We start from the raw sequence: 21,782 nt of genomic DNA, 5'->3' as shown, positions 1-21,782 counted from the left end.
TTTTGAATAATGAAAAAATATTTATGCATGACAGCGGTGTTAGGCTGCATTATAGCGCATGCTCAGCAAAATCAGGAGGGAGCAATTGATGAAGTTAATATCCTGGGAAGAAAAAAGATAAAACAGGAACGTGCAGAATTTAAACGACATGGACAGTCAGTAGAAACTCTTTCCGAAGAGGATCTTAACAGAAATAATCCGGCAGCAATAGATCAGACTTTATCCACCATGGCAGGACTGCAGGTAGATAAAAGAACCAACTTTGGAGGCCAGAGACTTGTTGTCCGGGGATATGGAAATGATCAGAAATTCAACAACTGGGGAGTGAAAGCATACTGGAATAATATACCATTAACTACAGCAGAAGGAATCACTGTTCTGGATGATATGGATTTTGCTTATGTGAATAACGTAGAAGTTATTAAAGGTCCGGCAGCCACCATGTATGGAGGTGGAACAGGCGGAGCGGTCCGTTTTTATACAAGACCGGATTTTACAAAAGGAATTTCAGTTTCGGAAGATGTAATGTTGGGTGCTTTTAAAACCTTTCAGTCCAGAACACAGCTGAATGTTGCAGATGAAAACTACTCGGTAAATGCTGCATACGGACATCTTGAAACGGATGGTTACAGACCCAATGGAGGCGGATTAAAAAACTTTTTCAATGTGAATGGTACCGTGAAATTAAGCAAAAAAGATCAGTTAAGTTTCCTTGCAAGCCAGGCTTATTCATACGAACATACTTCAGGACAGATTTCATACGATGATTACTATGCAGGAATCGATAACGGAAATGCTGCTTATATCAGGAAAAATGCAGGAACAAAAATAAAATCAACCAGAGTAGGATTGAGTAATACCATAAGTCTTACCTCAAATTTGAGAAACTATACCACTCTGTTTTATTATAACGCAAACACGGAAAGTGTTTCCGCCGGAGCATATGGAGTGACAAGTTCCCCGAATGTAGGGCTTCGTTCTACTTTTACCTTGAAAAATGAATGTAAAGACTTTGAAAACCGACTGGACTTTGGGACAGAAATACAAAATTCTGTTTCCACTACTTCGAGTTATCGTTTTACAGGCTCAGAAACAAATCCACTGCAGACAACAGGAATGTCCGGAGCATCGTATTTTAAATATAATAATAATCAATCCACCTATTTTGTGATCGATTATCTAACATATAAGCCGTGGGGACTAACTTTGCTTGCAGGACTTAGTGCCAACAGGACCAATTATGACAGGAAGGACCTTTATGCCCTACCAGATTTAGTTCCCGGACACAAAGATCAGTCATTTAATAAAAAGTATGACATGGCATTTACGCCTCACATCGCATTACAGAAAGAATGGAAACACCAGATCTTTAATCTAAGCTATAGTGAAGGATATAATTCACCCACTGCAGCCTCTTCGTTTATAACTGCTACCAACACTGTGAATGATGATTTAAAACCTGAGCGTGCAAAAATGTTCGATTTCAGTGTGCATGGGCTTTTATTGAATACAAAACTGGATTACCGTATTTCTGCTTTCAGAATAGACTATTCCGATAAACTTACACAACTGCTCTTACCAGGTAATACAAGTGGACAAACGTACTGGGCTAATACCGGAAGTCAGAAAAATACAGGTCTTGAGTTGAGTATAGGATATCAGTACAGAACTGAAAACTCTTTTATCGAGAGAATAGTTCCCTTTGTAAATCTTTCTTATTATGATGCTAAGTATAAAGATTTTGCAACGATGGTGGGTGGAAGAAAAGAAACTTATGATCACAAATCTGTAGTAGGAGTTCCCAGAAATAAATATGCTGTAGGATTGGATATCTTTACCAAACCGGGATTTTATCTGGTGAATACCTATAATTATCTTGGAAATGTTTATTCTGACTTTAACAATTCGAATCTGGTAAAAGGTTTTGGATTGCTTAATTCAAAATTAGGGTTTAAAAAGTCATTCAATAAATTGGATCTCGACCTGTATGTGATGGGTAATAATCTTACCAATCAGATTAACTATACCTTTTTATTCTTAGGAAATAATATCAATGATTCCGATAAAGGAAGCAATTATACAGTTCCTACAGACCTTAATCCAGGACCTGCAAAAGCGTATTTCTTTTACGGACTCAATATAAAATACAGATTTTAGAATTTACATTATATTCATAAACAGCTTTTTTACAGCAAATAAAAACGCCACAGTTTATTACTGTGGTTTTTTTTGTTTTGATTCATGAAAATTAGTGAAATTCATAGTGAATTTGTTTGATTGTTAATCTTATTTAATAAAATAAAAAAATATGATATCAATATAGCAATTTTATATCTTTGTTTAAGGAAAGCAGAAAATATAAGATATGATTGATCACTCGTTCGCTGTAAGTAAATTTGGTTTTTTAGGTGCCGAATTTTTATCTGAGCTTGAAAAACATGCTGTTGCTATTGATATAAAAGCAAAAACTGAGATCATAAGGGAAGGACAAAAAAATAAGTTTGTTCCTTTCCTTATAAAAGGCTCTATCAAGGTATTTACTCTTAATGATGGAAGAGAGCTCATCTACTATTATATTAAACCTAAGGATAGCTGTCTGATGACCTTTTCATCCATTCTTACAGATTATACCAGCAGGGTATATGCCATTGCGGAAGAAGACTCAGAAGCCATTCTTATCCCCGTTTCTATCATGCATGAATGGCTCATAAGATTTCCGGAAATCAATAAGCTGTTTTACCATGAGTATGACCGGAGATTTTCAGAAGTGATGAATATGGTGAACGATGCCGTTTTTCACAGGCTGGATAAGAGGGTTCTGAACTATATCAAACAGCAGATTGTATCCACAGGAAATAACCCTATTAAGATTACCCATCGTGAAATTGCCAATAGTTTGGGAACTTCAAGAGAAGTGGTGAGCAGAGTTTTGAAAAAAATTGAAAGCGAAGGTGAAATTGTTCAGACAAAAGAAGGAATAAAAGTTCCTGTAAATGAAAATGTTAGATCAGTCTAATTTCCATTGTTTCAAAACTTTATTTCTATCATTGATAAAAACAATTTGACTGGTGACTTTTATCACCTATTTTTGAATTGAGAACTCAATAAGTTTGTTATATCATAATTTAATTCAAATTGTATATGACAAAAACTCTCTTTTTTTTGTCAATGTTTTCTTCAGGTCTTGTCTTTGCACAGGAAGATCTGCTGAAAGATATTGACACCGTTAAAACCAATACAGAAACCTCACAACCCGCCTTCAAAGCCCTTCAGATTGTTACAGGGCAATCTACAAAACTGGCTGCTAAAAAAGAATGGTACATTATCGTTGCCCATAGATTTGGAGACATCAGCGCAGGATTTAAAGACTTTTTCGGACTGGATCATGCTTCCACCAAATTAGGCGTTATCTATGGTATTTCAGACGCAGTATCTGTAAGTCTGTCCAGAGAGACAAATATGAAAACCTTTGAGGGAGCAGTGAAGTACAGACTGGTAAAACAAAGTGAAAACTTTCCGGTAGATATTGTGGGGTATAATGTAATGGGGGCCAATACTGAACTGGATAAAGATACTTATCCGCACCTTACATTCAGTGACAGGCTTTCTTATCTTACACAGGCCCTGATCTCAAGAAGGTTCAGTGATAAGCTTTCCGTACAGCTTACGCCTTCCTTTGTGCATAAAAACCTTTACGAACCTACCATTGAAAACAAAAACCAGTTTCTGGCAGGGTTGGGAGGACGCTATAAAATCTCAAAAAGAGTTTCTGTAAATGCAGAATACTTTGTGAATTTTGACGATCACAGTTTTTATAAAAACCCTTTATCATTGGGTGTAGATATAGAAACAGGAGGACACGTGTTCCAGCTTTTACTCACAAACTCCCAGATAAATTCAGATATCGGATATCTTACCAATGCTACCGGAGCATGGGGAAAGGGGCATATTTTCTTTGGGTTTAATCTTTATAGAGTTTTTTAATATGAAAAAGCTAACATCCTTATTGATATTGTCGTCAGCAATCATACTGACGGCTTGCGACAGCAGAACGTATGAAGAGATTTCTGATAACACACCCATCACGGCGCCCGTAAAATATACTTCAGATGTAAAACCCATTGTGGATAACAGCTGCATAGGCTGCCATTCTGCGGGAAGTTTTAAACCGCTCGTTACCTATGATCAGGTGAAAAATAATATTGACGGAATTTTAGACCGTATCCAAAGACCTAATGGCGATCCCGGGAAAATGCCTCAGGGAGGATCTTTGTCTGCAGCCCAGATCAATATATTCATCAAATGGAAAGCTGACGGATTACATGAAAATTAAAAAAATTGATATGAAAAAATTAGCATTATTAAGCGTATTACTTCTTTCTGCGGGATACGCTTCAGCACAAAAATATAGCTCCAAAACAGGGAAAGTAACTTTTGAAGCTTCGGTACCTTTGTTTGATGATATCTTTGCCCAGGATGACAACAATGTTGTTATTCTCAATGCAGACAATGGTGAAATGGCATCAGTCTCAACTGTCAAAAACTTTCATTTTAAAACAAAATTAATGGAAGAACATTTCAATGAAAGCTATGCTGAATCTGCAAAATATCCAAAAACCACTTTCAAAGGGAAGATTGTCAACTTTGATAAGACAAAGCTTACTGCAAGCCCTCAGAAATATACGGTGCAGGGAACATTAAACTTTCATGGCGTAGACAAAGCCGTTACCTCTGCTGCCACTTTATATGCAAAAGACGGGAAAATCTATATGCAGGGAGGTTTTGTGGCAAGACCTGTGGATTATAAAGTAACTATTCCTAAAATGGTTACCAAGAAAGTGGCTGAGAATGTCAATATTGAATACAACTATGTAATGGTAAAACAATGAGACATTTCATCTTAATATTAGGACTGTTCCTGAGCTCATTATTATCCGCTCAGGAAAAAGGGAAATCAATATTTGATATGGCAAGAAGTGGGACAGTGGCTGAAGTACAGGAGTTGATGAAACAAAATCCGGATGTGATTAATCAGATCAACGAGAACGGATTTTCACCCCTTATTTTAGCATGTTACAGAGGAAATACAGCCGTGGCTGATTTTCTGATTGACAACGTAAAAGATGTAAACTATAAAAGTCGTGAAGGAACAGCGCTGGCAGGTCTCGCAATAAAATATAATAAAGATCTGGTAGAGCATCTGCTCAAGAAAAAAGCAGACCCCAATATTGCAGATGAAACAGGATACACACCTTTATTCTGGGCTGTAAAATTCGGAAATAAAGATCTGGTAGAGCAACTGCTGAAATATAAAGCAGATAAAACAAAGAAAGATTCAATGGGAATGACCCCTTTTGAATATGCATTACAAACCAATAACAAGGAAATTATTAATCTTTTAAAAAATTGATATGAAAAAAACTTTACTAGCGCTTAGCGTACTTCTTGCCAACTTTGTTTTGGCGCAGTTTTCGTCTGGAACGGTAAATTTACCGGCAACTTCTATGACGGTGAAATTAGATACCACTCCCACCGGAGTAACAATGACCGTGACTGGTGACAGCAACTCCATGATGGGAATTGGTTTTGGAACTGTAGGAATGGCTCCGGGATCAGATGGCTTTATTTATAATTCATCAGCTAACAGAGACTATACATTTATAGGAATGACAACGCCTAATGCTGATGCTGCCCAGGATTGGACAGAAACGTCCAATACCGTGTCCGGATCTACAAGAACTGTAGTGGCAACAAGGTCACTTACAGGTGGAGCAGGAGATTTTGCCATTGCCAATGCTGCCGGAACCATCAATATTTTCTATTCCCGTAAAAGTGGTGGAACTTCTTTAGGATATCATGATGCAGGAAGAGGATATGCAACATTGACGATGACGGCTGCCACTTTATCTACCAATGAGATTACAGCTGATAGCAAAAAGGTAAATCTATATCCTAATCCGGCAAAATCAACTGTTAATTTCAAAAATTCTGACAAAATAAAATCCGTTGATATCTACGAAGCAACAGGCAGAAAAGTATTGTCAGTAAAACCGGATGGAAAAAGTATCACTGTTGAAAATCTGAAATCAGGAAGTTATTATCTTGAAATTCAGCTTAAAGACGGAAGTACATCTTATGAAAAACTGATCAAAGAATAATTTTTCAGAAAAAACACACCTAAATATTTTTTTTAAACAGATACCTCTGATCTTTCAGGGGTATCATTTTTTCTTTAAGCCCCATTTTCAGGGAGTTTGCTTTAAAATTCATATATTTGTGTAGATCCTGATTCTTAACAAAAAGAAATTTCCTGACCTTACAATTTTGACAACCCATGGAATTTAAAACTTTAGCCGATATCACAACAGATGAACTTTTATCCGTGTTCAATCATTCATTTTCTGACTATGTTGTTCCTTTTCACTTAACGAAAGAAGTACTTGTTTCAAAAATTGATGCAGAAAAATTAGATATGAGTTTATCTGCCGGAGCATTTGAAGATGGAAAACTGGTAGGCTTTATTCTTCAGGCTGAAAAAATTGAAAATGGTGAGAAAATTATTTATAATGGCGGAACAGGAGTAGTTCCCGAAAGTAGGGGGAAAGGCCTGGTGAGAAAAATGTATGATTTTATTATTCCTGTTTTAAAAGAAAGAAATGCAAATACACTACTGCTTGAAGTTATCGAAGGGAATCAGCCTGCTATCAGGGCTTATGAAAATTTAGGTTTTGCGATTGTCAGAAGACTGCTTTGCTTTAATGGAAATATTAAACAGGAAAAAGAAAATACTGAAGTATCCATACGAGATTTGAAAGACTTTAAATGGGATGTATTATGCTCATTCTGGGATATTGAACCTTCTTGGCAGGGATCTGTTTTCGTATTGGATCCAATGCCGGAAAACTATGTGACTTTAGGGGCTTATGAAGGAGAAAAGCTCGTCGGATATATTGTTTATGGTCCTGCCTCAAGAAAAATATATCAGTTTGCTGTAGATAAGAATTACAGAAATCAAGGAATAGGTACAAAGTTGTTTAATGCGATTAGAGAAAAAAATAGCGGACAGGCTATAGCCTTGAACAATGTGGATGATTCTTCAGAAAATACCGCTGTGTTTCTTAGCGAAAGAGTAGGACTGAACAACTGGTTGTCACAGTTTGAAATGAAAAGACCTATTTAACAGGGAGTAATTTTGACTCAAACAAAATAACAGGTTTTAATATACTTTTAATCTCCTAAACTTTTCAGGCAGAAGTATAGGATGTAACTTTGCGGAAAATTTTAAAATAATGAAGCGAGGAATCCATTTTTTACTGCTGCTCATTTCCTTTACGGCTTTTGCACAACAAGCCAATATTGACACTGCCCAGGTGGTTATTCCGGGAAGACAAAACAGCACAGAAGCACAATCAAAACCTTATGTAATTATGATATCAACGGATGGTTTCCGTTATGATTATGCCCAGAAATACAATGCTGAAAACCTTTTGAAACTGGCTAATGGCGGTGTAAAGGCTGAAGCAATGATTCCAAGCTATCCAAGCATTACTTTCCCGAACCACTGGAGTTTAATTACCGGCCTTTATCCTTCCCATCATGGTTTGATTGATAACTTTTTTTACGATTACAAGAGAAAAGAAGGGTATGCCATGAGTAACAAAAAAAATGCTGAGGATGGAAGCTGGTATGGAGGAACACCGCTTTGGGGACTTGCTGAAAAACAGGGAATGGTATCTGCCTCTTTAATGTGGGTAGGATCTGCCAGTGATGCCGGAGGAATGCGACCTACTTATTATTATCCTTATCACGAAAAATTCACGCCTTCTGAAAAAGTAGAAAAAGTAGTCAACTGGCTGAAATTACCGGAAGATAACAGACCGCACTTTATTTCATTATATTTCCCGGAAGTAGACGGAAGCGGGCATCATTATGGTCCGGATACCAAAGAAACAGAAACAGCTGTTCATTTAATAGACCAGGCCATTGGGAGTCTTGTTCAGAAAGTAAATGATTTAGGATTAAAAAATGTCAACTTTATTTTTGTTTCCGATCACGGAATGATTAAAGTAGATGGAGGTACACCGCTGGAAATTCCGGCTCTTCTTTTTGATAAAAACAGATTTGATTTTTACAATTCCCAGACTTTACTAAGAGTGTACGTTAAAAACCCTGATGAGGTAAAAACAGTTTATAAACAACTGAAAGCCAATAAAACAGACGACTACGAAGTATATCTTGATAAAAAGCTTCCCAAGTACCTGCATTTCGCTACAAGAGATGACCAGTACAACAGAATAGGACAGATTCTTCTGATCCCGAAAGCACCAAAGATTTTCCTGGAAAAAGGTAAGAAAACATCTGTTGGAAAACATGGTTATAACCCTAAAGTGGTTCCGGAAATGAAAGCCACTTTCTTTGCCTGGGGGCCTGAGTTTAAAAATAATCTGGTGATCAGCGAATTTGCGAACATCAATGTTTATCCTTTGGTGGCTGAGGTTTTAGGATTGAAAATAGATCAGCCTATTGATGGAAAACTGAAAGTTTTAAAAGAAGCCCTGAAAGAGAAGAAATAATTCTTAAGGATTAAAATATAATAGTAAAAAACAAGTTTCGGCGCACCTTTGGTGCGCCGAAACTTGTTTTTTTAATTGACTTAGAAATTAAAATTGAGAAGCAAACTCCTTTGCAAAATCTTCTAATTTAACACTTCCTGTAACCGGAGAACCGTGATCAATAAAATCCTTCTGCACAACACCTGTTCTTATTCCTCTTCCCATTTCAACATATAGCTTAGCCATATCTTCAGGTAATCCTGCCTGAAGCATTCCTTTTAAAGAATCTTCATCAGAGAATTCTACCCATGGAAGCTCAGGTTTATTAACAGACGTTCCCAGAACCTTTGCAAAGTCAGACGCTTTTCTTACGTCACTTACAATATATCTGATGTTGTTGGTATTTCCGTCTTTTACCAGTTCTTCAGCGGCAGCTTTGGCGATATCATTGGGATGTACAATAGGTACTTCAACACTTGCAGGATAATTTCCTCCAATGATTCCTGCATTTTGAATTAAAGGAATATCATTGAAAAAATTGTTATAAAAATATCCGGCTCTTAAAAAAGTAAAAGAAGTGTTCTCTACTTCATTATATATTTTTTCAATATTGTGAAGTCCTGCAATAGGACCGTTTTCTACCGGAGATTCTGCACCTACGCTGCTTAACATTACAGCTCTTTTTACATTGGCATTTTTTAAAGCTTCCGCATAATTTTTCCCTGCATTGGTAGTATTTTCTACAATTTTATCCGGACTGATAGCCGGAGGAGTCATTACAAAAACCGCATCCGCTCCATCAAATGTTCGCGTTAAAAAATTAACGTCCGTGATAGACCCAATGGCCGGAGCTGCTCCCAGAGATTCAATTTCCTGTTTTCTGGCATCGCTGCTGCTTACGATGGTAATATTGTGCCCGTCGGCAATTAATTGTTGTGCTAATGGTTTAGCCACATTTCCTAGTGATCCTGTGATTATAATTTTCATATGTAAATATTTTTTTATTTCTGGGAACAAAGTTATATTTGTACTTACTTTTATACAAGTACTTACCCTAAAGTATGTAGATATGACAGCCATCAAAGAAAGTTCAACCATTCAGGAGAATAAGAAAACAGTGCAGGATTGTCCTGTAATGTATGTCATGGAAAGAATTGGCGGATTCTGGAAACCGATTATTCTGTTCAATCTTTCTACAGGAGAAAAAAGATACAGTGAATTGAAAAAAGCAATTCCTGCTGTAACGGAAAAAATGCTCATTCAGCATTTGAAACAGCTTGAAACCGACGGACTCATTATCAGAACAGCAAAACCTGTAGTACCGCCTCATGTGACCTATAAACTGAGTGACGCAGGGAATGAACTGGCCCCCGTGATTGATGCTATGGCAGCATGGGCTTTTCAGGATATGGAAAGAAATGATAATAAATGTGCAGAAGGAAACAGATATATAACGAATCAGGATCAGAATGCTTTCAGCCAAAACCTGAAAAAATAAAAACAGGCTCTTCGGATTGAAGAGTCTGTTTCTGTTACTATTCTATCAAAGAATTATAAAGACTGCATATCGATAACGAAACGGTATCTTACATCGCTTTTCAGCATTCTTTCATATGCTTCGTTGATGTCCTGCATTTTGATCATTTCAATTTCCGAAACGATATTGTGCTCTCCACAGAAATCCAGCAATTCCTGAGTTTCCGCAATACCACCGATTACCGAACCAGCCACCGATTTTCTTCCCATAATCATAGGAACTGTATTCAGAATAGGTTCTAAACCTCCAAGATATCCTACCAGAACATGAGTTCCATTGATATTTAAAGTAGCCACATACGGATTGACATCATGTACATAAGGAACCGTATCAATAATCACATCGAATTTCCCTTTTACAGCATCCATTTGTTTATCATCCGTAGAAATCACTACATGATCAGCTCCCAATTGTTGAGCATCCTCAGTTTTTCCCGGAGTTCTGGAGAATAAGGTAACTTCAGCTCCCAGTCCTTTTGCCAGTTTAATGGCCATGTGACCAAGACCTCCCAAGCCTACAACCGCCACTTTAGACCCAGGACCTACATTCCAGTGTTTTAAAGGTGACCATGTGGTAATGCCTGCACAAAGAAGTGGAGCTACTGCTGCCAGATCAAGATTTTCAGGCACTTTTAAAACGTGGTGAGAATCCACCACTACTTTTTGAGAATATCCTCCAAAAGTATGACCTCCCAGATGTTTATCCTTTCCATTGTATGTTCCGGTGAAGCCATTCAGGCAATATTGTTCAAGATCATGCTGACAGCTGTCGCAGTGTCCACAAGAATCTACAATACATCCTACCCCTGCAAGATCTCCCACTTTAAATTTGGAAACTTCACTTCCCACTTTTGTAATTCTTCCTACAATTTCATGCCCCGGAACTACAGGATACAAAGATCCGCCCCAGTCATTTCTTGCGGTATGAAGGTCAGAGTGGCATACTCCACAATATAGAATTTCAATCTCTACATCTTTTGCGGTTACTTCTCTTCTTTCAATCTTCATTTCTTTCAGATCTGCCGTGGTAGACTCAGCACCATAAGCTTTTACTGTGATCGTACTCATTTTTTATATTTAGTTTATTTAGGGTTATACATTATTATATTCTTCATCCGTTACGGGTTGCAGCCATTCTACAATTCCATTTTGTGTATTAGGATTAATGGCGATATGGGTAAACTCACTGTCCGGAGCAGCTCCATGCCAATGGATGACATCAGGAGGAATATTGACAACGTCTCCAGAATTTAAAATCTGGACAGGTTTTCCTTTTTCCTGATAATATCCTTTTCCTGAAGTTACGATTAAAATCTGTCCGCCTCCATGAGAGTGCCAGTTATTTCTACATCCGGGTTCGAAAATCACATTTCCGATCTGGCAGTTCAGGTTGTCTTCATTGGGTTTCAGAATATGAACCCAAGCTGTTCCTCCGGAGAAGTAATCTGAAGGAGCTTTTTCTCCTTTCGGAAAAATGTTGGTATTAAAAGTTTCCATAACGGTACAAAAGTCGAAACTTTCATTTAAACCCAACTTATACAGATTACCGAATTACTTACCAATTTTACAGACATCATTTCCATTACAAATGAAAGTGGTAATTTTGAATAGCAATAAAAATATACTTCATGGAAAATCAGGAGGTTGAAATCTATAACACGGTCTCAGAATATAATAAAATGGCGAATCATGAAACCCTGCATCCGCTGGTAAGTATCATTGATTTTTCCAAGTCTGATCCTATCTGTCAGTACAGAAGAAAATTTGGATTTTATACCGTTTTTCTGAAAGACGTCATGTGTGGAGACATGCAATATGGAAAACACAGCTACGATTATCAGGAAGGAACACTGGTTTTTATTGCTCCCGGGCAGACCTATGGAATTTATAATAAAGACAGATTTGTTCAGCCTGCAGGTTTTGCTTTAATTTTCCATCCGGATTTAATCAAGGGAACCAACTTAGGGAAGAATATGAAAGATTATTCCTTCTTCTCTTATGACGTACATGAAGCGCTCCATCTATCAGAAAAAGAAAGGGAAGTAGTGCTGGATTGTTTTAAAAATATTAAACTGGAACTGGAGCAGGCTATTGATAAACACAGCAAATCTTTAATTGTTAATAATATTGAGCTTTTTCTAAACTACTGTATGCGTTTTTATGACCGCCAGTTTATTACAAGAGATCATATCAACCAGGGAGTCATCGGGAAATTTGAAAATCTGGTAGATGACTATTTAAAATCTGAAAATCCAAAGAATATAGGTTTCCCAATGGTCAATTATTTTGCAGAAAAACTGAATTTATCTGCCAATTATTTTGGAGATCTTATCAAAAAAGAACTGGGAATTTCCGCACAGGAATTTATCCACAATAAGCTAATTGATATTGCCAAAGAGCAGATTCTGGATCAGGCAAAAACAATCAGCGAAATCTCCTATGATCTGGGCTTTAAATATCCACAGCATTTTACAAGATTGTTCAAAACGAAGGTGGGTATTTCTCCGAGTGAATATAAAATTCTGAACTAGTTTTTTAACACGAATAACACTAATTTTTTCACGAATAACACTATTATGATTCGTGGATATTAGTGCTCATATTTGTGAAATTAGTGTTTAGATTTTTTTCAACACGAATAGCACTAATTTTTTTCACGAATAGCACAATGATGCTTTGTAAATATTTGTGCATGTATTTGTGAAATTTGTGTTTAAATAATTAAATTTAAAGAGAAAAGTTTTCACCATTGTAAAGATGACACCCAATCAGCAAAATACCATTGTTTTCGAGACCCGTTTCGGAAAAATCTTAGCATTAAAAGAAGAAGGAATTATCAGAGCCAGAAGTATCCGCTATGCCCATTCTGAAAGATTTAAAAAACCTGTTGCGGTAGAAACTTCTTTATCTTCCATACTTATTTCTCCGGAAAAAACTCCGGTCTGTCCGCAGGCTCTAAGTCCGCTTGTTGAAAAAATGATTGGAGCAACAGTTGTTGAAAGCTTCGAGCCTGATGAATCTACCCAATACCTTTCCATAACCCGACCGGAAATGATATCTGAAAATGAAAAACTCCCCGTTGTAGTCTGGATTCACGGAGGTTCCCATGAAATAGGCTGTGGCGATCTTACCACTGCCGATCCTGCTGAATGGGTGAAGGAACAGCATATTATCGTTGTGAGTGTTTCATATCGTTTAGGATTATTTGGTTTTTTAGGTGGTGATGAAAAAAGGCCTGCCAATTTAGGCCTGTTAGATATTATCGAAGCCTTAAAGTGGATCAAAAACAATATTGCAGATCTGGGAGGTGATGAGAATAATATTACCCTTCTCGGGCAGTCTTCAGGAGGTGATGCTATTGCCCATTTAATGATATCAGAAGGAGAGGAGGGTTTGTTCCAGCGCTTGATTATCCAGAGTGCTCCTTTGGGATTACGTCATAAAAGACAGAAGATGTCGGCAGAATTCCTGAAAAAAACAGAATTTTTAAAAGATGAAACCGACGTTTTAAAAATGATGGATGAGTACAAAGCATTTGTGCCTTCTGTAATAAAATATGGTTTGAAAGCTGCGATGCCTTTCGGAACTCAATACGGATATTTTCCTTTGTGTAAAGAAGAAGATTCTGTGGAAATGTGGAAAAAAAGTGCTCAGAAGTACGATGTCCTGATTGGTTTAAATAATGATGAAACGGCTTTTTATCTCAAAACTTCCGAGGCTTTAAATAAATATTTCGGAAAGGGATTCGGTTTAAGAATTATGGATAAAACGGTGGAAAAAACTACAGCATTGATCTACGGAAATCCGGCAAGACAATTTGCCCGGAATCTGGCGGATGCCGGTGGAAATGTCTATCTCTTCAGAATTCATTCAAAATTAAAAGACAATCATATCGGAGCACCGCATTGTATAGATCTTCCTTTAATTTTCGGGAATGAATCAGCCTGGAAATCTTCCGAATTACTGAAAGATATTCCCTGGAGCCGTATTCATGAGAATGGCAAAAAACTGAGAGCGCTCTGGGCTGAATTTTCCCGTACCGGAAAAATATCCGACACCTCCGAAAGACCGGAAATTTTGGAACTGCGAAAGATGTAATAATAAATCCAACTTTAGGAAATCTCTAATTTTAACCGAAATCCAACTGAAGACGTAAACATTCCCATCCTTCGGAGGGGTGTCAAAAATTCAAAGAATTTTTGACGGGGTGGTTCATCATATTCTCAATATTTATCTTTAATAATGAAAATTGTATATACTAAATCAAGTAGTTAGTATTAAATGTTTATTCATAATTGTAATTTTTAATGTATATTTAATAACTAATCCTAAAAAATAATAATTATGAAAACAAACAAAGAAATCAAAGTAAAAAAATTGAACCGTCAGGAATTAAAAAGTTTAAAAGCAGGAGATTTAAATTGGGGTAAAGTATGCTGCACTTCCAATGAAGATGGACAATGTTGTGAATGGGCTGTAGATGTTTGGAATTGCCGATATATTTACTGCTAAAATATACCCTTGTCAAGGTTTCAAACCTTGACAAGGGTTTCTGATAAATTAATCTTATTCAGGAATCCAGACACTCACATTTCCCGCCGGAGCAGGAAAATCTCCCCAGCCGTTTTCATCAATCATTACTTTCTCTTTAAACCGTTTCAGGAGGTCTTTGAATTTTTTTCCGGCATATAGTGTTCCCACTTCCATAGGTTTATTGTAAGCATCTTTATTACTTAAAACTACTACACATCCTGAATGCTCATCATCTCCCGTACGTACCCAGCCGAGACAGTTGGCATCTTCAAAATAATCATGCTGATCACCATATGCATGTTCTTTTCTCGCTTTTAACAGTTCTTCAATACCGTCTACTTTGGGCATAAATATTTCCTGATCATTGCCTTCTCTATCTTTATCCACATAATGAGCGCCATAAAGATCCGGGTAAAATACACAGGGATAACCGTCTTTTCTCAATAAAATAAGGGCATAGGCAATAGGCTTGAACCAAGGTTCCACGGGAGCTTCAAGATCCTGTAATGGCTGAGTGTCATGATTAGCAACCAAACTGACAGAATGCATAGGATCTGCCTGAGTAAGAGTTTCATCAAAAATTCTTCGGAGATCATAAGAGCCTCCTTCCCTGGAAGCAGTATGAAAGTTATTCTGCAAAGAACTGTCGAAAAGACTCATGCAGCCTTCTGTGACCTCAATATATTTTTGAAGAAGATGGAGGTATCCCGGGGCCCAGTATTCTCCAACGGCGAAAATATCTTTTCCTGAATTGGAACGGAGGAGCGTAAGCCATTCTTTGTAGAAATCAAAAGAAATATGTTTTAACGCATCCAGTCTTACTCCATCAAAATCGGTCTGATCAAAATACCATTTTGCCCAGGTGTTGAGCTCTTCCCGTACAAAAGGATTCCGGTGCTCAATATCATTATACATCAGGTAATCATAGTTTCCTTTTTCATCATCAATCATTTCTTCCCAGTCGTTTCCGTATTCTGACTGTATTTTAAAGATATGGGAATCCATTCCTTCAGCATAATCTACCCCACTGAAACAAGTGAAGTTCCATTCAAAATCAGAATATTTTTTTCCTCTTCCCGGAAAGGTAAATTTTGTATAAGATTCTATTTCGATCACATCGGAAATTACTTTTTCTCTGTTTTCCTCATCTACTTTTACGACGTTGAATTTTTCCAGCTCGTCACCTCCGGCTTTATGTCCGAGAACAATATCTACAATAACCTGTATATTTTGTTTTTTTAAGGCTTTGATGGCTTTTGTATAATCGTTTTTAGTACCGTATTTGGTAGGAGTAGTTCCTTTTTGATCAAATTCTCCGAGATCGTACAGGTCGTAGGCGTCATAGCCGATAGAATAACCACCGTTTGTCCCTTTATAGGCAGGAGGAAACCATACAGAAGTAATTCCAAGTTTTGCTAAGTTTCTTGCCTGTTTTTCGGCTTCTTTCCACAATTTTCCATCTCCTTCAGAATACCAGTGGAAAAACTGGATCATAGTTGGGTTCATAAATTTGCTGATTTGGTAGATACAAGGTAGCAAAAAAATATGATTTATTCATTTCCGAATTCCTCAAACGGGATTTTTAGTTGAACCGAAACCTGTTTTTTTTCTTCCGTATTCAGGTGGGAGAGAGATAATCCGAGCAGGCGGACAGCTTTATCAAAAGGTCGGAGTTCCCAAAGTTTTTTTCCGGTAGTATAATACTGTTCCGGCGATGAAAAATAATCCTCTTTCGTAATGCTTCTTGTGAACAGAGAAAAATCTTTATATTTTATTTTTAATGTTAAAGTCCTTCCGAGAATATTATTTTTCTGTAATCTCTGATGAATTTCCTCAGCAAGGCTTTCCAGTTTTTCATTGATCTGCTGTTCATCCAAAAGGTCTTCAAAAAAAGTTCTTTCCACGGCCACACTTTTCTGAATACGGTGCGGTTTTACTTCAGAAGTATGAATTCCACGTACCACATTGTAATAGTGCTGGCCGGATTTTCCAAAAAGTCTCATCAGATCTTCAAGTGATCTCTTTTTTAAATCTTTTCCTTTATAAATTCCCAAACTAAACATTTTGTTAGCCGTAACCTTTCCAACACCGTAAAATTTTTCCACAGGCAGTTCTTCCAGAAAATGCTCCATTTTATCAGGATGAATGGTTTTCTGACCATTCGGTTTATTAATATCGGAAGCTACTTTAGCTAAAAATTTGTTGACGGAAATTCCTGCTGAAGCCGTTAATCCGGTTTGTTCAAAGATTTTCTGACGGATTTCTTTGGCGATGAGGTTGGCAGATTCCATTCCTTTTTTATTTTCGGTGACATCCAGATAGGCTTCATCCAGAGACAGAGGTTCTACCAGGTCCGTATATTCATAGAAAATTTCCCGGATCTTTTTCGAGATCTCTTTATATCGGGTAAATCGGGGAGGAACAAAAATAAGCTGTGGACACTTTTCTTTAGCTGTTTTACTGGGCATTGCAGAACGAACACCAAATTTTCTGGCTTCATAGCTTGCGGCTGCCACTACACCACGATGCTGTCCGCCTACGGCTATGGGCTTGCCTTTCAACGTAGGATTATCATGCTGCTCCACAGAAGCATAGAATGCATCCATGTCCACATGAATAATTTTACGAAGAGGCAAAGAAAAATCCATATACAAAGATATGGATTCCTTTATTGACGGTAAATTTTTTATATGATGGAAGTTTGAAGCTGAAGGTTGGAAGTTAATAAGGACAATAGGGAAATTGATGACCTGCTTATTGAAAATCAAAAAAAAAAAATAGCAGATTATTCAACGTACGAAGATTACTTCCATCTTCCAGCCTTTTAAGCCTTCAGTCTCATGGTGAGAAGATGAGGTTCAAAACCTGCTTTTTCATAAGCTTTTATGGCAGATTCATTCTGAGCATATACGTCCAGTCTTACCTCAGTCATTCCCCTTGATTTTGACCAGGAAATCAATTCATCAGTAATCATTTTATTAATTCCTTTTCCTCTGTGCTCTGGCTTTACATACATAAAACCCAGATAGGCATATTCTTTAAACTGATAATAATCTTTTGCTGCTTTTTTAATCAGAGCGTATCCTGAAGCAATGATTTCGTTATTTTCTTCGGCGACAATTACGGTTGCTTCCGGAGATTGTATCAGATATTTTAAATCATAATAATGAATCTCTCCTTCAATCAATGTACTGTTGAACGGTCTTTCGGCAGTAACAACTCCCTGTTCAAATTCTAAAAGGATTGCTAAATCCTGCTCTGTGGCTTCTCTTGTGATCATGGTGGTCTTTGTATAAAATTTTAAAACTCACTGAAAATTTAATGTTTCCAATGAGTTTTGTTGGTTTTTCGGATTAAAATAACTGACAGTTATTTTAAAAGCTTGTCTATGGTTTGCTGAAGTTCAGGATCTTCGGGAGATATTGCATAATATTTTGAAATAGAAGATTTCTGATCAATTACCATATATCTTGGGATCCAGTTAAGGTCTACATAATTATTAAAATCATTCTTCCAGCCTGTGGAAAACCAATAATTTTCTTTGTCTTTCATATCAAATCTTTCAAGACTTTTTTCAAACCCTTCTTTTGAACGGTCTAATGATAGAAATACAAAATCAATATTCTTGTTATTTTCTTCTAATTCTTTAGCTTTTGGAAGAGCATTTAAACAGTCTCTGCACCATCCGGCCCAGAAATCAATCACTAAAACTTTTCCTTTATGCTGATTCAGAATCTGCTGGATGGTAACGGTTTTTCCATTTTCATCTTCCAGTTTCTGCTGCAAAGCTTCTTTTGAAAATCCTGTTTTCAGGACCGCAGGGACTTTTTGTGAATAACTTATCCCAAAAATACCCATCATCAATAATAATATCAACTTTTTCATCTCGTACAATTTCATGGGTACAAATCTAAACAATGAATGGCAATCTGGGATTGATTTCTTGGGAATTAGTAAAAATTTATAATATTGATGGATTCTATGGGTGAGGAGAGTGGGAACGGGTAAACCACCCGTCAAAAATTCTTTGAATTTTTGCCACGCCTCCTGTGGAGGGGAATCATACGTCTTCAGCTGTACTATTAGGTTATTTTTACTGATAGTTTTTAATCAAGCCTTTGACAACGGCAATTACATTAGGCATTGCTTTGTTGGCTGCATTTAGAACTTCTTCGTGAGAAACGGCAAAAGCGATGTCCGGTCCGCCAAGGTCTGTGATGACAGAAATACAGAAAACATCCATTCCCATATGTCTGGCAACAATGACTTCCGGAACAGTACTCATTCCTACCATATCACCACCAATGGCTTTAATCATGCCATATTCGGCCGGAGTTTCAAAAGTTGGTCCTTGTAATGCTACGTAAACTCCCTGATGGATTTTAATCTGGTGATCTGCAGCTGCCTGTTCCGCAGTGGCAATCATTTTTTTGTTGTAAGGCTCGCTCATATCCACAAAACGTGGTCCAAGCTCATCAATATTTTTTCCGCGTAAAGGATGCTCAGGCATCATGTTGATATGATCTTTCAGAATAACAATATCTGCAACGCTGTAAGCAGGGTTTACACCACCACAGGCATTGGAAAGAATAAGGTTTTGAATTCCCAGCAAATGAAAAACTCTTATCGGGAATGTAACCGTTTCCATAGAATGTCCTTCATAATAATGGAAACGTCCGCTCATCATCAGTACTTTTTTCCCTTCCAGGATTCCGTAAATCAGTTTTCCGGTATGTCCGGCTACTGTAGTTTGTGGAAAATGAGGAATGTCTTTGTACTCTAACACATGGATCGGTTCTACTTCATTTTGTAATTTACCAAGTCCGGATCCTAAAACAACTGCAAAATCAGGGGTTTCCTGAATAATATTTTTAATAAAATCTGCAGTCTCTTTAATTTTTTCTAACATAATCTAAGATGATTTGATTGAATTCTTCTTTCTTATCAATAAGTACATTGATAGGCCAGTAGTAAACAATTTCTCTAAGATAGTCAAAAGTTTTCAGACGTACATAGTCTTTCTCTGTGGTTAATATCAGTTTATATTCTCCTAATTTTTTGTATTCGGCAAGGATTTTTTTAATATCATCATCCGTGAAATTATGATGATCTCTGAATTTTAAATGCTTCACCCTTTTTGAGAATTTGGCCAGATGTTCCAGAAGCGGTTTAGGATTGGCAATTCCGGTGATCAGCAAAATATCATAATAATTCAGGTTATTATCCGGAAGCATTTTATCTTTTCCGTATACATTTTCGTCATAGCCGATGGATGAAAAGAATACTTTCTGTCCGTAAGAAGGTCTTATTCTTGAAATATAATACCTTTTGGTTTCCTCCGTCAATTCATCAGGACATTTGCTGACCATGATGATATTGGCTCTTTTATATCCTGCTCTAGATTCTCTCAGATCTCCGGCAGGAAGAAGGTAATCCTTGAAAAATGGATCATTAAAATCAGTCATCATAATATTGAATCCTGCTTTGATGGCTCTGTGCTGCATGGCGTCATCCAGTACCAGAACTTCAAGATCCATATCGTCAATTACTTTTTTGGCTCCGGGAACACGTTCTTCGGAAACGGCAATTACGAAACGGTTTTTAAAACGTTCAAAAAGCTGCATCGCTTCGTCACCCACCATTTTGTAGTTGCTTTCGTAATTTGTTACTTCATAGCCTTTGGTAAGCCTTCCGTAACCCCGTGAAAGGACTCCGGTTCTGTAATGTTTGGATAAGAATTGAGCAAGATACATCACCATGGGTGACTTCCCGCTTCCGCCCACAGAAAGGTTTCCGACATTGATTATCGGTGTCTTGAATTTTGTCGACTTAAAAACTCCCAGATCATACATTGTGTTCCGGATACCCGTTACCAAATGATAACCGAGGGAAAAAGGATAAAGGTACCATCTTTTCATACGATTGCAAAAATAGGAATTTTAATAAGCATTGATGTAATATTCTCAAAGACTTTTCAACAAATATTTCGTTAAATTAAAGTATTTTTGTGGAGTTATTACAATACATTGAGATACTTTATTGAATTTTCTTACAACGGAAAGAATTATTTCGGCTATCAGATACAGCCGGATGCTATTTCTGTACAGGAAGAACTGGAAAAAGCGCTGTCTACCATTTTGCGCGAAGAGATTAAAACTACAGGTGCAGGAAGAACAGATACAGGGGTTCATGCTAAAAAAATATTTGCCCATTTTGATACGGAAAAACAATTGGATGATCAGCTTGTACGAAGACTGAACAGTTTTCTTCCTCCCGATATTTCCATTAAAAAAATTTTTCCGGTAAAAGATGATTTTCATGCCCGTTTTGATGCCACGTACAGAACCTACGAATATTTTATCTCACTGGAAAAAAATCCTTTTACTCAGGAATCTGCATGGCAGCACTGGAAAAGAGGTCTGGATATCAATGCCATGAATGAAGCCTGTAAGATTCTTTTTGAATATGAAGATTTCACCAGTTTTGCCAAGTTAAAAACAGACAACAAAACCAATATCTGCAAAATTTATAAAGCAGAATGGGAGCAGAACGGAGCGGAATTGAAATTTACTGTTTCTGCCAACCGTTTTCTCAGGAATATGGTTCGTGCTATTGTTGGAACAATGGTAGAAATAGGAACAGGAAAACTGAAACCGGAAGATCTTCGGAAAGTAATTGAAGACAAAAACCGTAATGCAGCAGGTACCTCAGCGCCGGGACACGGGCTGTATCTGGTAGATGTAGGGTATGAATTTTAAATAAAAAACTAAAAACAAAATAATAATCATGTTATCAATTTTTATTCTTATCGGTGCCTACCGATATTATGCGCAACTGGCAGAAAGATTTGGAAAAACAAAATGGCAATACGGTGTTTTGGCCATCGGAATTTATCTGGGAACCCAGATTGTGCTGGGTATGGGTTACGGGGTGTATTTGAGCGTAACAGACCCTGAATCCGTAGATCATGTAAATTACACAGGATTTTCCGGAGTGAATATCGTAGGCTGGCTCATCTCTATTGTTGCCGTTTGGGGCGTTTATAAACTCCTTGAAAATAAGTTTATAAAAGAAAGACCGGCAAAAACCATCGAAATCGAGGAGATTGGGAAGACTATTGATCAGTAAGTGTTATATCGTTTCTATTCCAGCAGTCAGAAA

At 37.2% G+C, this 21,782-nt stretch carries 24 protein-coding genes; 15 read left to right on the top strand and 9 right to left on the bottom strand.

Annotation, left to right across the window (positions count from 1 at the left end; all coding sequences use genetic code 11):
* The first annotated feature begins 9 nt into the window (after positions 1-9).
* The 9 genes from RAH34_RS03950 to RAH34_RS03910 all read left to right on the top strand — a co-directional run bounded on the left by RAH34_RS03950 (position 10) and on the right by RAH34_RS03910 (position 8,573).
* Positions 10-2,157 carry a TonB-dependent receptor gene (locus RAH34_RS03950; RefSeq protein ID WP_306595216.1) on the top strand — a complete coding sequence of 716 codons (2,148 nt, stop codon included), beginning with the start codon at positions 10-12 and terminating at the stop codon, positions 2,155-2,157.
* A gap of 208 nt (positions 2,158-2,365) precedes the next feature.
* Positions 2,366-3,016: a Crp/Fnr family transcriptional regulator gene (locus RAH34_RS03945; RefSeq protein WP_306595215.1), complete on the top strand. Its 651-nt coding sequence runs from the start codon at positions 2,366-2,368 to the stop codon at positions 3,014-3,016.
* 125 nt (positions 3,017-3,141) lie between these two features.
* Positions 3,142-3,984, top strand: coding sequence for a DUF5777 family beta-barrel protein (locus tag RAH34_RS03940; protein WP_306595214.1), 843 nt, complete (start codon positions 3,142-3,144; stop codon positions 3,982-3,984).
* A gap of 1 nt (position 3,985) precedes the next feature.
* Positions 3,986-4,333 carry a hypothetical protein gene (locus tag RAH34_RS03935; RefSeq protein ID WP_306595213.1) on the top strand — a complete coding sequence of 116 codons (348 nt, stop codon included), beginning with the start codon at positions 3,986-3,988 and terminating at the stop codon, positions 4,331-4,333.
* 10 nt (positions 4,334-4,343) lie between these two features.
* Complete coding sequence (locus tag RAH34_RS03930; RefSeq protein WP_034693276.1) at positions 4,344-4,889, top strand: YceI family protein; 546 nt, start codon at positions 4,344-4,346, stop codon at positions 4,887-4,889.
* Positions 4,886-5,410 carry an ankyrin repeat domain-containing protein gene (locus RAH34_RS03925; RefSeq protein ID WP_306595212.1) on the top strand — a complete coding sequence of 175 codons (525 nt, stop codon included), beginning with the start codon at positions 4,886-4,888 and terminating at the stop codon, positions 5,408-5,410. Before RAH34_RS03930 ends, RAH34_RS03925 begins: the two co-directional genes overlap by 4 nt.
* A 1-nt stretch (position 5,411) precedes the next feature.
* On the top strand, positions 5,412-6,158 hold the full coding sequence (locus tag RAH34_RS03920; RefSeq protein WP_306595211.1) for a DOMON domain-containing protein: 747 nt from the start codon (positions 5,412-5,414) through the stop codon (positions 6,156-6,158).
* Positions 6,159-6,334: 176 nt separating this feature from the next.
* On the top strand, positions 6,335-7,180 hold the full coding sequence (locus RAH34_RS03915; RefSeq protein WP_306595210.1) for a GNAT family N-acetyltransferase: 846 nt from the start codon (positions 6,335-6,337) through the stop codon (positions 7,178-7,180).
* A gap of 109 nt (positions 7,181-7,289) precedes the next feature.
* The gene (locus RAH34_RS03910; protein ID WP_306595209.1) at positions 7,290-8,573 is read left to right on the top strand and encodes an ectonucleotide pyrophosphatase/phosphodiesterase; all 1,284 of its coding nucleotides are present in this window, start codon (positions 7,290-7,292) and stop codon (positions 8,571-8,573) included.
* Between the two features lie 87 nt (positions 8,574-8,660).
* Here the strand turns inward: RAH34_RS03910 and RAH34_RS03905 are convergent, their stop codons facing one another.
* Complete coding sequence (locus RAH34_RS03905; RefSeq protein WP_306595208.1) at positions 8,661-9,539, bottom strand: NAD(P)H-binding protein; 879 nt, start codon at positions 9,537-9,539, stop codon at positions 8,661-8,663.
* 82 nt (positions 9,540-9,621) lie between these two features.
* Here RAH34_RS03905 and RAH34_RS03900 point away from each other — a divergent pair, with 82 nt between their 5' ends.
* The gene (locus RAH34_RS03900; RefSeq protein ID WP_114819416.1) at positions 9,622-10,050 is read left to right on the top strand and encodes a helix-turn-helix domain-containing protein; all 429 of its coding nucleotides are present in this window, start codon (positions 9,622-9,624) and stop codon (positions 10,048-10,050) included.
* 53 nt (positions 10,051-10,103) lie between these two features.
* Here RAH34_RS03900 and RAH34_RS03895 read toward each other — a convergent pair whose 3' ends face one another.
* Together RAH34_RS03895 and RAH34_RS03890 are read right to left on the bottom strand one after the other, a co-directional pair.
* Positions 10,104-11,156 carry an NAD(P)-dependent alcohol dehydrogenase gene (locus RAH34_RS03895; RefSeq protein WP_306595207.1) on the bottom strand — a complete coding sequence of 351 codons (1,053 nt, stop codon included), beginning with the start codon at positions 11,154-11,156 and terminating at the stop codon, positions 10,104-10,106.
* Positions 11,157-11,180: 24 nt separating this feature from the next.
* Entirely contained in the window at positions 11,181-11,585 is a 405-nt protein-coding gene (locus tag RAH34_RS03890; RefSeq protein WP_306595206.1) for a cupin domain-containing protein, read from the bottom strand.
* A 131-nt stretch (positions 11,586-11,716) separates the two neighbouring features.
* Here RAH34_RS03890 and RAH34_RS03885 point away from each other — a divergent pair, with 131 nt between their 5' ends.
* The 3 genes from RAH34_RS03885 (at position 11,717) to RAH34_RS03875 (ending at position 14,600) form a co-directional block, all read left to right on the top strand.
* Positions 11,717-12,619 carry an AraC family transcriptional regulator gene (locus tag RAH34_RS03885; RefSeq protein ID WP_114819413.1) on the top strand — a complete coding sequence of 301 codons (903 nt, stop codon included), beginning with the start codon at positions 11,717-11,719 and terminating at the stop codon, positions 12,617-12,619.
* Positions 12,620-12,845: 226 nt separating this feature from the next.
* Complete coding sequence (locus RAH34_RS03880; RefSeq protein WP_306595205.1) at positions 12,846-14,186, top strand: carboxylesterase family protein; 1,341 nt, start codon at positions 12,846-12,848, stop codon at positions 14,184-14,186.
* Positions 14,187-14,432: 246 nt separating this feature from the next.
* Positions 14,433-14,600, top strand: coding sequence for a hypothetical protein (locus tag RAH34_RS03875; RefSeq protein WP_306595204.1), 168 nt, complete (start codon positions 14,433-14,435; stop codon positions 14,598-14,600).
* A gap of 54 nt (positions 14,601-14,654) precedes the next feature.
* Here the strand turns inward: RAH34_RS03875 and RAH34_RS03870 are convergent, their stop codons facing one another.
* The 6 genes from RAH34_RS03870 to lpxK all read right to left on the bottom strand — a co-directional run bounded on the left by RAH34_RS03870 (position 14,655) and on the right by lpxK (position 20,539).
* Positions 14,655-16,127 (bottom strand): alpha-amylase, encoded by a 1,473-nt coding sequence (locus RAH34_RS03870; RefSeq protein WP_306595203.1) that lies wholly within the window; start codon positions 16,125-16,127, stop codon positions 14,655-14,657.
* A gap of 44 nt (positions 16,128-16,171) precedes the next feature.
* Positions 16,172-17,269 carry a DNA polymerase IV gene (gene dinB / locus RAH34_RS03865; protein ID WP_306595202.1) on the bottom strand — a complete coding sequence of 366 codons (1,098 nt, stop codon included), beginning with the start codon at positions 17,267-17,269 and terminating at the stop codon, positions 16,172-16,174.
* 176 nt (positions 17,270-17,445) lie between these two features.
* Complete coding sequence (locus tag RAH34_RS03860; protein ID WP_306595200.1) at positions 17,446-17,901, bottom strand: GNAT family N-acetyltransferase; 456 nt, start codon at positions 17,899-17,901, stop codon at positions 17,446-17,448.
* 89 nt (positions 17,902-17,990) lie between these two features.
* The gene (locus RAH34_RS03855; RefSeq protein ID WP_306595199.1) at positions 17,991-18,506 is read right to left on the bottom strand and encodes a thioredoxin family protein; all 516 of its coding nucleotides are present in this window, start codon (positions 18,504-18,506) and stop codon (positions 17,991-17,993) included.
* Positions 18,507-18,714: 208 nt separating this feature from the next.
* Positions 18,715-19,530: a purine-nucleoside phosphorylase gene (locus RAH34_RS03850; protein WP_306595198.1), complete on the bottom strand. Its 816-nt coding sequence runs from the start codon at positions 19,528-19,530 to the stop codon at positions 18,715-18,717.
* Positions 19,514-20,539, bottom strand: a complete 1,026-nt coding sequence (gene lpxK, locus RAH34_RS03845) for a tetraacyldisaccharide 4'-kinase (RefSeq protein WP_114819407.1) — start codon at positions 20,537-20,539, stop codon at positions 19,514-19,516. Before lpxK ends, RAH34_RS03850 begins: the two co-directional genes overlap by 17 nt.
* A 108-nt stretch (positions 20,540-20,647) precedes the next feature.
* Here lpxK and truA point away from each other — a divergent pair, with 108 nt between their 5' ends.
* On the top strand, positions 20,648-21,379 hold the full coding sequence (truA, locus tag RAH34_RS03840; RefSeq protein ID WP_306595197.1) for a tRNA pseudouridine(38-40) synthase TruA: 732 nt from the start codon (positions 20,648-20,650) through the stop codon (positions 21,377-21,379).
* Between the two features lie 28 nt (positions 21,380-21,407).
* On the top strand, positions 21,408-21,749 hold the full coding sequence (locus RAH34_RS03835; protein WP_114819405.1) for a hypothetical protein: 342 nt from the start codon (positions 21,408-21,410) through the stop codon (positions 21,747-21,749).
* Positions 21,750-21,782 lie beyond the last annotated feature (33 nt).

The sequence above is a fragment of the Chryseobacterium sp. WLY505 genome (genome assembly GCF_030846215.1).
GTDB lineage: Bacteria > Bacteroidota > Bacteroidia > Flavobacteriales > Weeksellaceae > Chryseobacterium.
The sequence above is the reverse complement of the archived record's forward strand: the minus strand, read 5'-3'. Positions and strand labels throughout refer to the sequence as shown.

Bases quoted from the DNA above. Each gene is read 5' to 3' on its own strand.
- RAH34_RS03935 (WP_306595213.1), top strand. From the start codon at position 3,986: ATGAAAAAGCTAACATCCTTATTGATATTGTCGTCAGCAATCATACTG.
- RAH34_RS03925 (WP_306595212.1), top strand. From the start codon at position 4,886: ATGAGACATTTCATCTTAATATTAGGACTGTTCCTGAGCTCATTATTA.
- RAH34_RS03920 (WP_306595211.1), top strand. From the start codon at position 5,412: ATGAAAAAAACTTTACTAGCGCTTAGCGTACTTCTTGCCAACTTTGTT.
- lpxK (WP_114819407.1), bottom strand. From the start codon at position 20,539: ATGAAAAGATGGTACCTTTATCCTTTTTCCCTCGGTTATCATTTGGTA.
- RAH34_RS03855 (WP_306595199.1), bottom strand. From the start codon at position 18,506: ATGAAAAAGTTGATATTATTATTGATGATGGGTATTTTTGGGATAAGT.
- RAH34_RS03880 (WP_306595205.1), top strand. From the start codon at position 12,846: ATGACACCCAATCAGCAAAATACCATTGTTTTCGAGACCCGTTTCGGA.
- RAH34_RS03910 (WP_306595209.1), top strand. From the start codon at position 7,290: ATGAAGCGAGGAATCCATTTTTTACTGCTGCTCATTTCCTTTACGGCT.
- RAH34_RS03875 (WP_306595204.1), top strand. From the start codon at position 14,433: ATGAAAACAAACAAAGAAATCAAAGTAAAAAAATTGAACCGTCAGGAA.
- RAH34_RS03945 (WP_306595215.1), top strand. From the start codon at position 2,366: ATGATTGATCACTCGTTCGCTGTAAGTAAATTTGGTTTTTTAGGTGCC.
- RAH34_RS03940 (WP_306595214.1), top strand. From the start codon at position 3,142: ATGACAAAAACTCTCTTTTTTTTGTCAATGTTTTCTTCAGGTCTTGTC.
- RAH34_RS03915 (WP_306595210.1), top strand. From the start codon at position 6,335: ATGGAATTTAAAACTTTAGCCGATATCACAACAGATGAACTTTTATCC.
- RAH34_RS03930 (WP_034693276.1), top strand. From the start codon at position 4,344: ATGAAAAAATTAGCATTATTAAGCGTATTACTTCTTTCTGCGGGATAC.
- RAH34_RS03905 (WP_306595208.1), bottom strand. From the start codon at position 9,539: ATGAAAATTATAATCACAGGATCACTAGGAAATGTGGCTAAACCATTA.
- RAH34_RS03860 (WP_306595200.1), bottom strand. From the start codon at position 17,901: ATGATCACAAGAGAAGCCACAGAGCAGGATTTAGCAATCCTTTTAGAA.
- RAH34_RS03900 (WP_114819416.1), top strand. From the start codon at position 9,622: ATGACAGCCATCAAAGAAAGTTCAACCATTCAGGAGAATAAGAAAACA.
- RAH34_RS03850 (WP_306595198.1), bottom strand. From the start codon at position 19,530: ATGTTAGAAAAAATTAAAGAGACTGCAGATTTTATTAAAAATATTATT.
- RAH34_RS03950 (WP_306595216.1), top strand. From the start codon at position 10: ATGAAAAAATATTTATGCATGACAGCGGTGTTAGGCTGCATTATAGCG.
- RAH34_RS03895 (WP_306595207.1), bottom strand. From the start codon at position 11,156: ATGAGTACGATCACAGTAAAAGCTTATGGTGCTGAGTCTACCACGGCA.
- dinB (WP_306595202.1), bottom strand. From the start codon at position 17,269: ATGGATTTTTCTTTGCCTCTTCGTAAAATTATTCATGTGGACATGGAT.
- RAH34_RS03885 (WP_114819413.1), top strand. From the start codon at position 11,717: ATGGAAAATCAGGAGGTTGAAATCTATAACACGGTCTCAGAATATAAT.
- RAH34_RS03835 (WP_114819405.1), top strand. From the start codon at position 21,408: ATGTTATCAATTTTTATTCTTATCGGTGCCTACCGATATTATGCGCAA.
- RAH34_RS03890 (WP_306595206.1), bottom strand. From the start codon at position 11,585: ATGGAAACTTTTAATACCAACATTTTTCCGAAAGGAGAAAAAGCTCCT.
- RAH34_RS03870 (WP_306595203.1), bottom strand. From the start codon at position 16,127: ATGAACCCAACTATGATCCAGTTTTTCCACTGGTATTCTGAAGGAGAT.